16 protein-coding genes are annotated in these 13,698 nt (G+C 54.8%); 14 read left to right on the top strand and 2 right to left on the bottom strand.

Annotated features, from left to right (window positions below):
- Window positions 1-8: 8 nt before the first annotated feature.
- The 4 genes from eutC to eutR are packed head-to-tail and all read left to right on the top strand — an operon-like array spanning window position 9 to window position 3,181.
- Entirely contained in the window at window positions 9-905 is an 897-nt protein-coding gene (gene eutC / locus AC3G3F_RS13800) for an ethanolamine ammonia-lyase subunit EutC (RefSeq protein WP_000372345.1), read from the top strand.
- Window positions 906-914: 9 nt separating this feature from the next.
- The gene (eutL, locus tag AC3G3F_RS13805) at window positions 915-1,574 is read left to right on the top strand and encodes an ethanolamine utilization microcompartment protein EutL (protein WP_001111058.1); all 660 of its coding nucleotides are present in this window, start codon (window positions 915-917) and stop codon (window positions 1,572-1,574) included.
- Between the two features lie 12 nt (window positions 1,575-1,586).
- Window positions 1,587-2,081 carry an ethanolamine utilization microcompartment protein EutK gene (gene eutK / locus AC3G3F_RS13810; RefSeq protein ID WP_053530011.1) on the top strand — a complete coding sequence of 165 codons (495 nt, stop codon included), beginning with the start codon at window positions 1,587-1,589 and terminating at the stop codon, window positions 2,079-2,081.
- Window positions 2,082-2,128: 47 nt separating this feature from the next.
- Window positions 2,129-3,181 carry an HTH-type transcriptional regulator EutR gene (gene eutR, locus AC3G3F_RS13815; RefSeq protein WP_053530012.1) on the top strand — a complete coding sequence of 351 codons (1,053 nt, stop codon included), beginning with the start codon at window positions 2,129-2,131 and terminating at the stop codon, window positions 3,179-3,181.
- A gap of 98 nt (window positions 3,182-3,279) precedes the next feature.
- Here eutR and hemF read toward each other — a convergent pair whose 3' ends face one another.
- On the bottom strand, window positions 3,280-4,206 hold the full coding sequence (hemF, locus tag AC3G3F_RS13820) for an oxygen-dependent coproporphyrinogen oxidase (protein WP_121768237.1): 927 nt from the start codon (window positions 4,204-4,206) through the stop codon (window positions 3,280-3,282).
- A gap of 2 nt (window positions 4,207-4,208) precedes the next feature.
- Window positions 4,209-5,078, bottom strand: a complete 870-nt coding sequence (gene amiA, locus AC3G3F_RS13825; protein ID WP_023248146.1) for an N-acetylmuramoyl-L-alanine amidase AmiA — start codon at window positions 5,076-5,078, stop codon at window positions 4,209-4,211.
- 212 nt (window positions 5,079-5,290) lie between these two features.
- Between amiA and AC3G3F_RS13830 the strand changes: the two genes are divergently transcribed.
- The 10 genes from AC3G3F_RS13830 (at window position 5,291) to cysM (ending at window position 13,682) form a co-directional block, all read left to right on the top strand.
- Window positions 5,291-5,716: a GNAT family acetyltransferase gene (locus AC3G3F_RS13830; RefSeq protein WP_023248145.1), complete on the top strand. Its 426-nt coding sequence runs from the start codon at window positions 5,291-5,293 to the stop codon at window positions 5,714-5,716.
- A complete protein-coding gene (locus AC3G3F_RS13835) occupies window positions 5,703-6,152 on the top strand; it encodes a DUF2919 domain-containing protein (RefSeq protein ID WP_023248144.1) in 450 nt (149 codons plus the stop codon). The genes AC3G3F_RS13830 and AC3G3F_RS13835 overlap by 14 nt, the downstream gene beginning before the upstream one ends.
- A 61-nt stretch (window positions 6,153-6,213) precedes the next feature.
- The gene (locus AC3G3F_RS13840; protein ID WP_053507807.1) at window positions 6,214-6,789 is read left to right on the top strand and encodes an RpoE-regulated lipoprotein; all 576 of its coding nucleotides are present in this window, start codon (window positions 6,214-6,216) and stop codon (window positions 6,787-6,789) included.
- A 94-nt stretch (window positions 6,790-6,883) separates the two neighbouring features.
- On the top strand, window positions 6,884-7,783 hold the full coding sequence (locus tag AC3G3F_RS13845; RefSeq protein ID WP_070802075.1) for a Dyp-type peroxidase: 900 nt from the start codon (window positions 6,884-6,886) through the stop codon (window positions 7,781-7,783).
- Between the two features lie 159 nt (window positions 7,784-7,942).
- Window positions 7,943-8,734, top strand: coding sequence for an SDR family oxidoreductase UcpA (gene ucpA, locus AC3G3F_RS13850; protein WP_023248141.1), 792 nt, complete (start codon window positions 7,943-7,945; stop codon window positions 8,732-8,734).
- A 157-nt stretch (window positions 8,735-8,891) separates the two neighbouring features.
- Window positions 8,892-9,908, top strand: a complete 1,017-nt coding sequence (gene cysP / locus AC3G3F_RS13855; RefSeq protein WP_023248140.1) for a thiosulfate/sulfate ABC transporter substrate-binding protein CysP — start codon at window positions 8,892-8,894, stop codon at window positions 9,906-9,908.
- Window positions 9,908-10,741: a sulfate/thiosulfate ABC transporter permease CysT gene (cysT, locus tag AC3G3F_RS13860; RefSeq protein ID WP_070789574.1), complete on the top strand. Its 834-nt coding sequence runs from the start codon at window positions 9,908-9,910 to the stop codon at window positions 10,739-10,741. Before cysP ends, cysT begins: the two co-directional genes overlap by 1 nt.
- Window positions 10,741-11,616: a sulfate/thiosulfate ABC transporter permease CysW gene (cysW, locus tag AC3G3F_RS13865; RefSeq protein ID WP_023248138.1), complete on the top strand. Its 876-nt coding sequence runs from the start codon at window positions 10,741-10,743 to the stop codon at window positions 11,614-11,616. The genes cysT and cysW overlap by 1 nt, the downstream gene beginning before the upstream one ends.
- Window positions 11,606-12,703 carry a sulfate/thiosulfate ABC transporter ATP-binding protein CysA gene (gene cysA / locus AC3G3F_RS13870; RefSeq protein WP_023248137.1) on the top strand — a complete coding sequence of 366 codons (1,098 nt, stop codon included), beginning with the start codon at window positions 11,606-11,608 and terminating at the stop codon, window positions 12,701-12,703. The genes cysW and cysA overlap by 11 nt, the downstream gene beginning before the upstream one ends.
- Before the next feature lie 67 nt (window positions 12,704-12,770).
- Window positions 12,771-13,682, top strand: a complete 912-nt coding sequence (gene cysM, locus AC3G3F_RS13875; protein ID WP_023248136.1) for a cysteine synthase CysM — start codon at window positions 12,771-12,773, stop codon at window positions 13,680-13,682.
- Window positions 13,683-13,698 lie beyond the last annotated feature (16 nt).

Raw genomic sequence — 13,698 nt, forward strand, 5'->3', positions numbered from 1 at the left:
ATAACACCATGGATCAAAAACAGATTGAAGAAATTGTACGTAGCGTGATGGCGTCAATGGGACAGGACGTACCGCAACCCGTCGCGCCGTCAACGCAGGAAGGCGCAAAGCCGCAGTGCGCCGCGCCGACGGCGACCGAAAGCTGCGCGCTGGATTTGGGTTCCGCAGAGGCAAAAGCCTGGATTGGCGTTGAGAACCCGCATCGTGCGGACGTGCTGACCGAACTGCGTCGCAGTACTGCGGCACGCGTCTGTACTGGTCGTGCCGGGCCGCGTCCACGTACCCAGGCGCTGTTGCGCTTCCTGGCCGATCACTCCCGTTCGAAAGACACGGTGCTCAAAGAGGTGCCGGAAGAATGGGTGAAAGCCCAGGGGCTGCTGGAAGTGCGTTCGGAAATCAGCGACAAAAACCTGTACCTGACGCGCCCGGATATGGGGCGTCGCCTGAGCCCGGAAGCCATTGACGCGCTGAAGTCGCAGTGCGTGATGAACCCGGATGTGCAGGTGGTGGTCTCCGATGGCCTCTCTACGGATGCGATCACCGCCAACTATGAAGAGATCCTGCCGCCGCTGCTTGCCGGTCTGAAACAGGCTGGGCTGAACGTCGGCACGCCGTTCTTTGTGCGCTATGGCCGCGTGAAGATTGAAGATCAGATTGGCGAGCTTCTTGGCGCGAAGGTGGTGATTTTGCTGGTGGGCGAACGCCCGGGCTTAGGCCAGTCGGAAAGCCTCTCCTGCTACGCCGTCTATTCCCCGCGCGTGGCAACCACCGTCGAGGCCGACAGAACCTGTATTTCAAACATTCATCAGGGGGGGACGCCGCCAGTAGAAGCCGCCGCCGTGATTGTGGATTTGGCCAAACGGATGCTGGCGCAGAAAGCGTCCGGCATCAACATGACCCGTTAAGGAGACATCATGCCAGCATTAGATTTGATTCGACCTTCCGTCACTGCCATGCGCGTGATTGCCTCCGTGAATGACGGCTTTGCGCGGGAACTTAAATTACCGTCGCATATCCGTAGCCTCGGTCTCATCACGGCAGATTCTGACGACGTGACGTATATTGCCGCTGACGAAGCGACCAAACAGGCGATGGTTGAAGTGGTGTATGGCCGTTCGCTATACGCCGGGGCGGCTCACGGGCCATCGCCTACCGCGGGTGAGGTGTTGATTATGCTGGGCGGACCGAACCCGGCGGAAGTGCGCGCTGGTCTGGATGCGATGGTCGCCAGCATTGAAAACGGCGCGGCGTTCCAGTGGGCGAACGATGCGGAAAATACGGCGTTCCTGGCGCATGTGGTTTCGCGTACCGGCTCGTATCTCTCGTCTACCGCAGGTATCGCGCTGGGCGATCCAATGGCCTATCTGGTGGCACCGCCGCTGGAAGCGACATTCGGCATTGACGCGGCGATGAAGTCCGCTGACGTTCAACTGGTGACTTACGTGCCGCCGCCGTCGGAAACCAACTATTCGGCTGCGTTCTTAACGGGAAGCCAGGCCGCGTGTAAAGCCGCCTGCAACGCCTTTACCGACGCCGTGCTGGATATCGCTCGTAACCCTGTACAGCGTGCGTAACGGAGGTTGCCAATGATCAATGCCCTGGGATTACTGGAAGTGGACGGGATGGTCGCCGCCGTCGATGCGGCGGATGCCATGCTGAAAGCGGCCAACGTGCGCTTGCTCAGTCATCAAGTGCTCGACCCTGGCAGGCTAACGCTGGTGGTGGAGGGCGATCTGGCGGCGTGTCGTGCGGCGCTGGATGCCGGAAGCGCCGCCGCGCAGCGCACAGGCCGTGTGATTAGCCGCAAAGAAATTGGTCGCCCGGAAGAGGACACCCAGTGGCTGATTGGCGGGTTTGCGCGTGCACCGACGCCGACTGAGAAAGCGCCCGAGGTACCCGCAACGCCTGAGTTCGCTGAAGCGTTGCTGGCGCTGTTGGCATCAGTCCGTCAGGGAATGACGGCGGGAGAGGTTGCCGCGCATTTTGGCTGGCCGCTGGAGCAGGCCAGAAACGTGCTGGAGCAACTCTTTTCTGACGGAGCGTTGCGTAAACGCAGTAGTCGCTATCGCATCAAAAATTAATCTGTCGGAGGGCCGGGCGTCCTGGCGGGCGTCCGGCATAGAAGATCATGAAAAAGACCCGTACAGCGAATTTGCACCATCTTTATCATGAAGCGTTACCCGAAGACGTTAAACTTACGCCCAGAGTCGAGGTGGACAATGTTCATCAGCGACGGACGACGGATGTCTATGAACATGCCCTGACCATTACCGCCTGGCAGCAGATCTACGATCAGCTACACCCGGGCAAATTTCATGGCGAGTTCACGGAAATCCTGCTTGATGAAATTCAGGTGTTCCGTGAATACACCGGCCTGGCGCTGCGTCAGTCGTGTCTGGTTTGGCCAAACTCTTTCTGGTTTGGTATTCCGGCGACGCGCGGCGAACAGGGATTTATCGGCTCGCAGGGGCTCGGCAGCGCTGAGATTGCCACCCGACCGGGAGGCACCGAATTTGAACTGAGTACGCCGGATGATTACACCATTCTGGGCGTCGTTATCTCGGAAGATGTTATTTCCCGCCAGGCCACGTTTTTGCATAATCCGGAAAGGGTGCTGCATATGTTGCGTAACCAGTTAGCGCTGGAGGTAAAAGAGCAGTATAAAGCGGCGCTGTGGGGCTTTGTGCAGCAGGCGCTGGCCACCTTCAGCGAGAGTCCTGAAACCCTTCATCAACCTGCGGTGCGAAAGGTATTAAGTGATAATTTGTTGCTGGCGATGGGCACGATGCTGGAAGAGGCGAAGCCGATTCATAGCGCCGAAAGTATCAGCCATCAGGGATACCGCAGGCTACTGTCGCGGGCGCGGGAATATGTGCTGGAAAATATGTCGGAGCCGCTGACGGTGCTCGATTTATGTAATCAACTGCACGTGAGTCGTCGCACGCTGCAAAATGCGTTTCACGCGATTTTGGGCATTGGTCCCAATGCGTGGCTGAAACGTATTCGCTTAAACGCGGTACGCCGGGAACTGATAAGCCCCTGGTCGCAAAGCACGACGGTGAAAGATGCCGCTATGCAGTGGGGATTCTGGCATTTGGGGCAATTTGCCACCGATTATCAGCAATTATTTGCCGAAAAACCGTCGTTGACGTTGCATCAGCGGATGCGGCAATGGGCATGATGTATAGCTGGTGTCGGTAGGCCTGATAAGGCGCAAGCCGCCATCAGGCAATGAGATGATACCCATGCCGGATGACGAGGCGTTGCGTCTTATCCGGCCTACGAAACGGAATTATTATCAGGTAACGACACCCAGTCGCGTACCTGTATAAACTCGCGCAATGCCGCTTCCGGACTGCCTTCCTCGGGCTGATAGTCGTATTCCCAGCGCACTAACGGCGGCATCGACATCAGAATGGATTCGGTGCGCCCGCCAGTTTGCAGACCAAACAGGGTGCCTCTGTCCCATACCAGATTGAACTCCACGTAGCGACCGCGGCGATAAAGCTGAAAATTACGCTCCCGCTCTCCCCAGACCATCGCTTTGCGTTGTTCGACAATCGGTAAATATGCCCCGATGTAGCCATTACCTACCGCCTGCATAAAAGCAAAACAGTGGTCGAAATCCGGCGTATTCAAATCGTCAAAAAACAGTCCGCCAACGCCGCGCTGTTCGTTGCGGTGTTTGAGGTAGAAATAGTCGTCGCACCACTTTTTATAACGCGGATACACATCGTCGCCAAACGGCTGACACAGGTCGCGGGCGGTACGGTGCCAGTGAATGGCATCCTCTTCAAAGCCGTAGTAGGGCGTTAAATCGAACCCGCCGCCAAACCACCACACCGGATCGGCGCCCGGTTTTTCGGCAATAAAAAAGCGCACGTTAGCGTGGCTGGTGGGAATATACGGATTGTGCGGATGCACCACCAGCGACACGCCCATCGCTTCAAAGCTACGCCCGGCCAGCTCCGGCCGATGCGCGGTGGCGGACGCGGGCATCGCATCACCGTGAATGTGAGAGAAGTTAACGCCCGCCTGTTCGAAAATGCCGCCGTTGCGTAATACCCGGCTGCGTCCGCCGCCGCCCGCTTCGCGTCGCCAGCTATCTTCGATAAAGTTTGCGCCATCCACAGCGGATAACGTTTGGCAAATATCATCCTGCAGGCGTAGCAGAAACTGTTTTACGTGATGTGCATCGGGTTTCATGATTACCGTTTCTTCGTGTGTGCTTTCTGGTTATCAAACCAGTGAAAATAACTGATGATGCCGTTGGCGATCGCCGTAGCGATTTTCTGGCGAAACGCCGTCGTGCCCAGCAGGCGTTCTTCTTCCGGATTGGTAATAAACGAGGTTTCGACCAGCACCGATGGAATTGACGGTGATTTTAGCACTACGAAAGCCGCTTGTTCGGTAGTGCGACTGTGTAATTTGTGTATGGGTTTGATTTTCTTGAGAATATGCGAACCCAGCGTCAGACTGTTTTTAATCGTATCGGTTTGTACCAGATCAAACAAAACTTGTTGTAATAGATGATCCCGGTCAGTGGCTTTTTTACCCGCTACTTCGTCCGCGCGGTTTTCGCGCTCGGAGAGATACTTCGCCATGGCGCTACTGGCCCCGCGGTTGGAAAGCGCAAAAACGGAAGCGCCCGCCGCTTTCGGGTTGGTAAAACCATCGGCATGAATAGACATAAACAGATCCGCGCCGTGCTTATGGGCGATTTCTACCCGATCGTACAGCGGAATAAAGGTATCCCCTGTCCGGGTTAAACGCGCATCGATTCCGTGATTTCGCAAAATAGCGCGTACGTTTTTGGCAATGGCCAGCACGACGTGTTTTTCCTGAGAACCGTTGCGGCCAATCGCGCCGGTATCGATGCCGCCGTGTCCGGGATCGAGCATCACCAGCCGTTTACTGCCGGTTTTTTTGGTTTTGGGTTTGCTGTGCCCATTACTGGTTTTTAGCGTGTCTTCTTTGGCTAATGCAGGTGACATACCTGACAGCGTCAGGACCGCCAGACCTGTTTTGAGTACCTGGCGGCGCGATGTGAGAGTTTTTAGGAGTTTAAAAGTGCTCATACGGCCTGAGTTGTGAAAATTAAGTTCAAGATGTTATATCGTATCGCGTAATCCGTTACGACGGTTGGTGATGAGAATTGTTTTACTTTTCATTTCAATACGTGACACATTGCCATTATGCCATTTTTTCCGCAACACCGCGTCAGATATTGGCTGAATCAGATGTTTGCGCCATAATCTTGGTTTTTCCACCCGAAAAGGCAACGAATACCATGGAAATACGCGTTTTTCGCCAGGAAGATTTCGAAGAGGTGATCACCCTCTGGGAGCGTTGCGACCTGCTGCGTCCATGGAACGATCCTGAAATGGATATTGAACGCAAGGTAACTCACGATGTCAGTTTGTTCCTCGTTGCCGAAGTTAGCGGCGAAGTGGTCGGTACGGTAATGGGCGGTTATGACGGGCATCGCGGCTCGGCGTATTATCTGGGCGTTCACCCGGAGTTCCGCGGGCGCGGTATTGCGAATGCGCTGCTTAACCGACTGGAAAAAAAACTCATCGCCCGTGGTTGTCCAAAAATCCAAATTATGGTGCGTGATGATAACGACGTTGTGCTGGGCATGTATGAACGTCTGGGGTATGAGCATTCTGACGCCCTGAGTTTGGGTAAACGCCTGATTGAAGATGAAGAGTACTGAGTTTCATCCAGCCGATTATGATGTACACGGACGTTTACGCCTGCCGTTTCTCTTCTGGTGCGTACTGTTACTTCAGGCGCGCGCCTGGATACTCTTTGTAATTGCCGGTTCATCCCGTGAACAGGGTAATACTTTGTTAAACTTTTTTTATCCCGACCATAATAATTTTTGGCTGGGGCTGTTGCCCGGCGTTCCGGCGGTAGTGGCGTTTTTGCTTAGCGGGCGGCGTGAAGCGTTTCCTGGTGTGTGGCGCTGGCTACGCGGATTCCTGATCCTCGCTCAACTGGTGTTGCTGTGCTGGCAGCCGATTATGTGGCTGGGAGGCGACCCGGTCGACGGCGTCGGGCTGGCGCTGCTGCTGGCGGACATCGTCGCGCTGATCTGGCTGTTAACCAATCAACGTTTGCGTGCCTGTTTTCCCTTTGAGAAAGAATAACGGCACTTTTTGGCGAGCCCGCACTCCAACCAACGTTAATTAATAAAAGAAAGGAAGTGAGATGAAATCGCTGCGTTTGACTTTACTCGCACTGCCGCTGGCGCTGACCGGCTGTTCGACGCTCTCATCGGTCAACTGGTCTGCCGCAAATCCGTGGAACTGGTTTGGTTCATCGACAGAAGTCACTGAGCAAGGCGTGGGAGAACTGACCGCCACCACGCCGCTGGAAGAGCAGGCTATTGCAAAGGCATTAGATGGCGATTATCGCCTGCGTAGCGGTATGAAAACCGATAACGGCAACGTGGTGCGCTTTTTCGAAGCGATGAAGGGCGACAACGTCGCGATGGTGATCAACGGCGAGCAGGGAACCGTGAGCCGTATTGAGGTGCTGGACAGCGATATCCCATCCGCCGCGGGTGTCAAAATCGGTACACCGTTTAGCGACCTTTACAGCAAAGCCTTTGGTCACTGCGAGCCGGTTTCCAGCGATAACCATACCAGCGTCGAATGTAAAGCCGAGGGAAGTCAGCATATTAGCTATGTTTTCTCCGGTGAGTGGAGCGGACCGGAAGGTTTAATGCCTCCTGATGACGCCTTAAAAAACTGGGGCGTGCGTAAAATTATCTGGCGTCGTTAATTTGCGTCTGAACAAACCGCTTCGCTTAAAAACAAGGTAAAATAGCCGCCATTAATGCCACGACTGCGTGGCATTCTCATTTTCAGGAGGAATCATGTCTCAGGTTCAAAGCGGCATTTTGCCGGAACATTGCCGTGCGGCAATTTGGATTGAAGCCAATGTGAAAGGCAACCTGGACGCCCTGCGCGCGGCCAGCAGAACATTTGCCGATAAACTGGCGACCTTCGAAGTCAAATTTCCGGACGCCCATCTTGGGGCCGTTGTGGCGTTTGGCAACAACACCTGGCGCGCCCTGAGCGGCGGTGTCGGGGCGGAAGAACTGAAAGATTTTATTCCTTATGGTAAAGGGCTGGCGCCGGCCACGCAGTATGACGTGCTGATCCACATCCTTTCCCTGCGCCACGATGTGAATTTTTCTGTTGCCCAGGCGGCGATGGAAGCCTTCGGCGATTGTATCGACGTGAAAGAAGAAGTTCACGGCTTCCGTTGGGTGGAAGAACGCGATCTGAGCGGCTTTGTCGACGGGACAGAAAACCCGGCGGGCGAAGAGACGCGCCGTGAAGTGGCGGTGATCAAAGATGGTGTGGATGCCGGCGGCAGTTATGTTTTCGTGCAGCGTTGGGAACACAATCTCAAGCAACTTAACCGGATGAGTATTCAGGATCAGGAGATGATGATCGGTCGTACCAAAGAGGCTAATGAAGAGATTGACGGCGATGCGCGTCCGGCAACGTCTCACCTGAGCCGCGTGGATCTGAAAGAAGATGGCAAAGGGCTGAAGATTGTGCGCCAGAGCCTGCCATACGGTACCGCCAGCGGTACTCATGGTCTCTATTTCTGCGCTTACTGTGCACGTCTGCATAATATCGAACAGCAGCTTCTGAGTATGTTCGGCGATACCGACGGTAAACGCGACGCGATGCTGCGCTTCACCAAACCGGTGACCGGCGGCTACTATTTTGCGCCGTCGCTGGATCGTCTGCTGACGCTGTAAGGCGAAGTAGCATAAAAATGCTCATCCCCGCCTCCGCGGGGATTTTTTTACCTAAGATTTACCTGAATTAGTGAGCTATTCCTCAGTACTTATTTGTTATTACTGTATTTTCAGTGTTAATGGAGTGTAAGACTCCATATTCAAAAGGAGACATTGAAAATGGGTAAACTCACGGGCAAGACAGCATTGATTACGGGCGCATCGCAGGGCATCGGCGAAGGGATTGCCCGCGTATTCGCACGCCACGGCGCGAACTTAATCTTGCTGGATATCTCCGATGAGATTGAAAAGCTGGCGGATGAACTGGGCGGGCGCGGGCATCGTTGTACTGCCGTTAAGGCTGACGTCAGAGATTTTGCTTCGGTGCAGGCGGCGGTTGCGCGCGCTAAAGAGACTGAAGGTAGAATTGATATTTTGGTGAATAACGCTGGCGTGTGCCGTCTGGGCAACTTCCTTGATATGAGTGAAGAAGATCGCGATTTTCACATTGATATTAATATTAAAGGTGTCTGGAACGTGACCAAAGCCGTTCTGCCAGAGATGATCAAACGTAAAGATGGCCGCATTGTGATGATGTCTTCCGTCACGGGGGATATGGTGGCAGACCCGGGTGAAACGGCCTATGCGCTGTCAAAAGCCGCCATTGTCGGTTTAACCAAATCGCTGGCGGTAGAGTATGCGCAGTCCGGTATTCGCGTGAATGCCATCTGCCCCGGTTATGTAAGAACGCCAATGGCGGAAAGCATTGCCCGTCAGTCTAACCCTGACGATCCGGAATTGGTATTAACTGAAATGGCAAAAGCCATTCCGCTACGCCGTCTTGCCGATCCGCTGGAAGTAGGGGAACTGGCGGCATTTCTGGCTTCCGATGAGTCCAGCTATCTTACCGGAACGCAAAACGTCATTGATGGCGGTAGTACCCTGCCTGAAAGCGTGAGCGTAGGCGTCTGATTGATGCCGGTCTCCTCCTCACGCCGCGTGGGGAGGGATTCTCTTATTCCCTTTTCGACTTTCAAATCAACAAACGGTATATAAAACCGTTACTCCTTTTGTACTCGTTATAAATATGATGACTAATAGAAAGTCATTAAATTTATAAGGGTGTGTAATGGCCGTTAACTTCCTGAAAAAAAATGCTCTGACGCTGGCGGCGTCTCTGTTACTGGTCGGTCAGGTACAGGCGACGGAACTGCTGAACAGCTCTTACGACGTCTCCCGCGAGCTGTTTGCCGCCCTCAATCCACCTTTTGAGCAGCAATGGGCGAAAGATAACGGCGGTGATAAGCTGACGATTAAGCAGTCTCATGCCGGGTCATCAAAACAGGCGCTGGCGATTTTGCAGGGACTGAAGGCAGACGTTGTGACCTACAATCAGGTGACCGACGTACAAATTCTCCATGATAAAGGCAAACTGATCCCTGCCGACTGGCAAAGCCGTCTGCCGAACAATAGTTCGCCGTTCTACTCCACGATGGGCTTCCTGGTGCGCAAGGGGAACCCGAAAAATATTCACGACTGGAGCGACCTTGTACGTTCAGACGTGAAGCTGATTTTCCCGAACCCGAAAACCTCCGGCAACGCCCGTTACACGTATCTGGCGGCATGGGGCGCGGCGGATAACGCGGACGGCGGCGATAAAGCCAAAACCGAACAGTTTATGACCCAGTTCCTGAAAAACGTCGAAGTGTTTGATACCGGCGGGCGCGGCGCTACGACCACCTTTGCGGAGCGTGGTCTGGGCGATGTGCTGATTAGTTTTGAATCGGAAGTGAACAATATCCGCAAACAATATGAAGCCCAGGGATTTGAAGTGGTGATCCCGAAAACTAACATTCTTGCTGAATTCCCGGTCGCCTGGGTGGATAAAAATGTTAAGGCCAACGGCACCGAAAAAGCCGCCAAAGCTTACCTGAACTGGCTGTATAGCCCGCAGGCGCAGACCATCATCACCCATTACTACTACCGCGTGAATAACCCGGAAATCATGGGCAAGCAGACAGATAAATTCCCGCAGACCGAACTGTTCCGCGTGGAAGAAAAATTTGGTTCCTGGCCGGAAGTGATGAAAACGCACTTTGCCAGCGGCGGCGAGCTGGACAAACTGTTGGCGGCGGGGCGTAAGTAATGCTTGCCATTTCTTCCCGACGCGTGCTGCCCGGCTTTACGTTAAGCCTCGGCACCAGTTTGCTGTTTGTCTGCCTGATCCTGCTGTTGCCGTTGAGCGCGCTGGTGATGCAGCTCTCACAGATGAGCTGGGCGCAATACTGGGATGTCGTGACCAACCCACAGGTGGTGGCTGCCTATAAAGTGACGCTGCTGGCGGCATTTGTGGCGTCGATTTTTAACGGTGTGTTTGGTCTGCTGATGGCGTGGATTTTAACCCGCTACCGTTTTCCAGGGCGCACGTTGCTGGATGCGCTGATGGATCTGCCGTTTGCGCTGCCGACGGCGGTTGCGGGGTTAACGCTGGCCTCGCTGTTCTCAGTGAACGGTTTCTACGGTCAGTTTCTTGCGCAGTTTGATATCAAAGTGACCTATACCTGGCTCGGTATTGCGGTGGCGATGGCCTTTACCAGCATTCCATTTGTGGTGCGCACCGTCCAGCCGGTACTGGAAGAGCTGGGGCCGGAATATGAAGAAGCGGCACAAACACTGGGGGCTACCCGCCTGCAAAGTTTTCGAAAAGTGGTGCTGCCTGAGCTGTCGCCTGCGCTGATTGCCGGCGTGGCGCTCTCTTTTACCCGTAGCCTGGGCGAGTTTGGCGCGGTGATTTTTATCGCCGGGAATATCGCCTGGAAAACAGAAGTGACCTCGCTGATGATTTTTGTGCGTTTGCAGGAGTTTGATTACCCGGCCGCCAGCGCCATTGCTTCGGTGATCCTTGCGGCATCCTTGCTGCTGCTGTTCTCTATCAATACCTTGCAAAGTCGCTTTGGTCGACGTGTGGTAGGTCATTAATGGCGATCGTTGCTCAATTGAAGCGATACAACGTCCCCCGCATTAACTGGGGAAAATGGTTTCTGATTGGCGTCGGGATGCTGGTCTCGGCGTTTATCCTGCTGGTGCCGATGATTTACATCTTCGTGCAGGCGTTCAGCAAAGGGTTAATGCCGGTACTGCAAAATCTGGCCGATCCGGACATGCTGCACGCCATCTGGCTGACGGTGTTGATCGCCTTGATCGCAGTACCGGTGAATCTGGTGTTCGGCATTCTGCTGGCGTGGCTGGTGACGCGCTTTAACTTTCCCGGACGTCAGCTACTGCTGACCCTGCTGGATATTCCTTTCGCCGTCTCGCCGGTGGTGGCCGGTCTGGTCTATCTGCTGTTTTACGGCTCCAACGGCCCGTTAGGCGGCTGGCTGGATGAGCATAATCTGCAAATTATGTTCTCCTGGCCGGGGATGGTGCTGGTCACTATTTTCGTCACCTGTCCGTTTGTGGTGCGCGAACTGGTGCCGGTGATGCTCAGTCAGGGCAGCCAGGAAGATGAGGCGGCGATTTTACTGGGCGCGTCCGGCTGGCAAATGTTCCGCCGCGTGACGTTGCCGAATATTCGCTGGGCGCTACTCTACGGCGTGGTATTAACCAATGCCCGTGCGATTGGCGAGTTTGGCGCGGTGTCGGTGGTGTCCGGCTCGATTCGCGGCGAAACGTTATCGCTACCGTTACAGATTGAATTACTGGAGCAGGACTACAATACCGTCGGCTCCTTTACCGCCGCCGCATTGTTGACGCTAATGGCGATTATTACCCTGTTTTTGAAGAGCATGTTGCAATGGCGTCTGGAGAATCAGGAAAAACGCGCGCAACAGGAGAAAAATCATGAGCATTGAGATCGCCAGAATTAAGAAATCGTTTGGTCGTACTCTGGTACTGAATGATATCTCGCTGGATATTCCTTCCGGCCAGATGGTTGCCTTGTTGGGGCCGTCTGGTTCCGGCAAAACGACGTTGCTGCGCATTATTGCCGGGCTGGAACATCAGTCCAGCGGCCATATTCGTTTCCACGGTACGGACGTTAGTCGCCTGCACGCGCGTGAGCGTAAAGTCGGTTTTGTGTTTCAGCACTATGCGCTGTTTCGCCATATGACGGTGTTTGACAACATCGCTTTTGGCCTGACGGTGCTGCCGCGACGCGACCGCCCAACTGCGGCGGCGATTAAAACGAAAGTGACGCAATTGCTGGAGATGGTGCAACTGGCGCACCTCGCGGATCGCTTTCCCGCCCAGCTTTCCGGCGGACAAAAACAGCGCGTGGCGCTGGCGCGCGCGCTTGCCGTGGAACCACAAATTCTACTGCTGGATGAACCGTTTGGCGCGCTGGATGCCCAGGTACGTAAAGAATTACGTCGCTGGTTGCGGCAGCTACATGAAGAACTGAAATTCACCAGCGTCTTTGTCACCCACGATCAGGAAGAAGCGACGGAAGTGGCGGATCGGGTGGTGGTGATGAGTCAGGGCAATATCGAACAGGCTGATGCGCCGGATCGGGTGTGGCGTGAACCGGCTACCCGCTTCGTACTGGAGTTTATGGGCGAGGTGAACCGCCTGAAAGGCACCGTTCGCGGAGGGCAGTTTCACGTTGGCGCGCATCGCTGGCCGCTGGGTTATACGCCCGCGTACCAGGGGCCGGTCGATCTGTTCCTACGGCCATGGGAAGTGGACGTGAGCCGCCGTACCAGCCTGGATTCGCCGTTGCCAGTGCAGGTGCTGGAAGCCAGTCCGAAAGGACACTACACCCAATTAGTTGTACAACCCCTCGGGTGGTATAACGAACCGCTGACGGTCATCATGCAGGGCGATGAGTCCCCGAGTCGCGGTGAGCGGCTGTTTGTTGGACTGCAAAAAGCGCGTCTGTATAACGGCGACCAGCGTATTGAAACGCGTGAAGAGGAACTTGCACTGGCGCAATCGGCCTGATAGGTTAATTTGTATAGTTATCGCCCGGTGGCGCTACGCATACCGGGCTTTTTTACGAGCTGAAAACGTGAACACATTAGAACACACAATCGGTAATACGCCGTTGATAAAATTACAGCGGATGACGCCGGATAATGGCAGTGAAATTTGGCTCAAGCTGGAAGGCAATAATCCGGCAGGATCGGTTAAGGATCGCGCGGCGCTGTCGATGATCGTCGAGGCGGAAAAGCGCGGGGAAATTAAACCGGGCGATGTCCTGATTGAAGCGACCAGCGGTAACACCGGGATTGCGCTGGCGATGATCGCCGCGCTGAAAGGTTACCGCATGAAGCTGTTGATGCCAGACAACATGAGTCAGGAGCGTCGGGCGGCAATGCGGGCGTATGGCGCGGAACTGATCCTGGTCACCAAAGAACAGGGAATGGAGGGCGCGCGCGATCTGGCGCTGTCCCTGGCTGAACGCGGCGAGGGCAAACTGCTCGATCAGTTTAATAATCCTGATAATCCATACGCCCACTACACGACCACCGGCCCGGAAATCTGGCGTCAAACCGCAGGGCGAATCACCCATTTTGTTTCCAGTATGGGCACGACCGGTACGATTACCGGCGTTTCGCGTTTTCTGCGTGAGCAGGAAAAGCCGGTGACGATTGTCGGTTTGCAGCCGCAAGAGGGGAGCAGTATTCCGGGGATTCGGCGCTGGCCCGCGGAATATATGCCCGGTATTTTCAGTGCGTCGCTGGTAGATGAGGTACTGGATATTCATCAGCAGGAGGCGGAAAACACCATGCGTGAGCTGGCGGTGCGTGAAGGTATTTTTTGCGGCGTGAGTTCCGGCGGCGCGGTAGCCGGTGCGATTCGAATGGCGAAGGCTAACCCTGGCGCGCTAGTGGTGGCGATTATCTGCGATCGCGGCGACCGTTACTTGTCTACTGGTGTGTTTGGCGAAGAGCATTTCAGCCAGGGGGCAGGGATTTAGCGTGTAGGCCTGATAA

It is taken from the genome of Salmonella sp. FC25216 (assembly GCF_057751355.1).

Coding starts and splice junctions, on each gene's coding strand:
- cysW (WP_023248138.1), top strand. CDS start 10,741: ATGGCGATCGTTGCTCAATTGAAGCGATACAACGTCCCCCGCATTAAC.
- ucpA (WP_023248141.1), top strand. CDS start 7,943: ATGGGTAAACTCACGGGCAAGACAGCATTGATTACGGGCGCATCGCAG.
- AC3G3F_RS13835 (WP_023248144.1), top strand. CDS start 5,703: ATGAAGAGTACTGAGTTTCATCCAGCCGATTATGATGTACACGGACGT.
- eutR (WP_053530012.1), top strand. CDS start 2,129: ATGAAAAAGACCCGTACAGCGAATTTGCACCATCTTTATCATGAAGCG.
- cysA (WP_023248137.1), top strand. CDS start 11,606: ATGAGCATTGAGATCGCCAGAATTAAGAAATCGTTTGGTCGTACTCTG.
- eutL (WP_001111058.1), top strand. CDS start 915: ATGCCAGCATTAGATTTGATTCGACCTTCCGTCACTGCCATGCGCGTG.
- cysT (WP_070789574.1), top strand. CDS start 9,908: ATGCTTGCCATTTCTTCCCGACGCGTGCTGCCCGGCTTTACGTTAAGC.
- eutC (WP_000372345.1), top strand. CDS start 9: ATGGATCAAAAACAGATTGAAGAAATTGTACGTAGCGTGATGGCGTCA.
- AC3G3F_RS13830 (WP_023248145.1), top strand. CDS start 5,291: ATGGAAATACGCGTTTTTCGCCAGGAAGATTTCGAAGAGGTGATCACC.
- cysP (WP_023248140.1), top strand. CDS start 8,892: ATGGCCGTTAACTTCCTGAAAAAAAATGCTCTGACGCTGGCGGCGTCT.
- amiA (WP_023248146.1), bottom strand. CDS start 5,078: ATGAGCACTTTTAAACTCCTAAAAACTCTCACATCGCGCCGCCAGGTA.
- hemF (WP_121768237.1), bottom strand. CDS start 4,206: ATGAAACCCGATGCACATCACGTAAAACAGTTTCTGCTACGCCTGCAG.
- AC3G3F_RS13845 (WP_070802075.1), top strand. CDS start 6,884: ATGTCTCAGGTTCAAAGCGGCATTTTGCCGGAACATTGCCGTGCGGCA.
- AC3G3F_RS13840 (WP_053507807.1), top strand. CDS start 6,214: ATGAAATCGCTGCGTTTGACTTTACTCGCACTGCCGCTGGCGCTGACC.
- eutK (WP_053530011.1), top strand. CDS start 1,587: ATGATCAATGCCCTGGGATTACTGGAAGTGGACGGGATGGTCGCCGCC.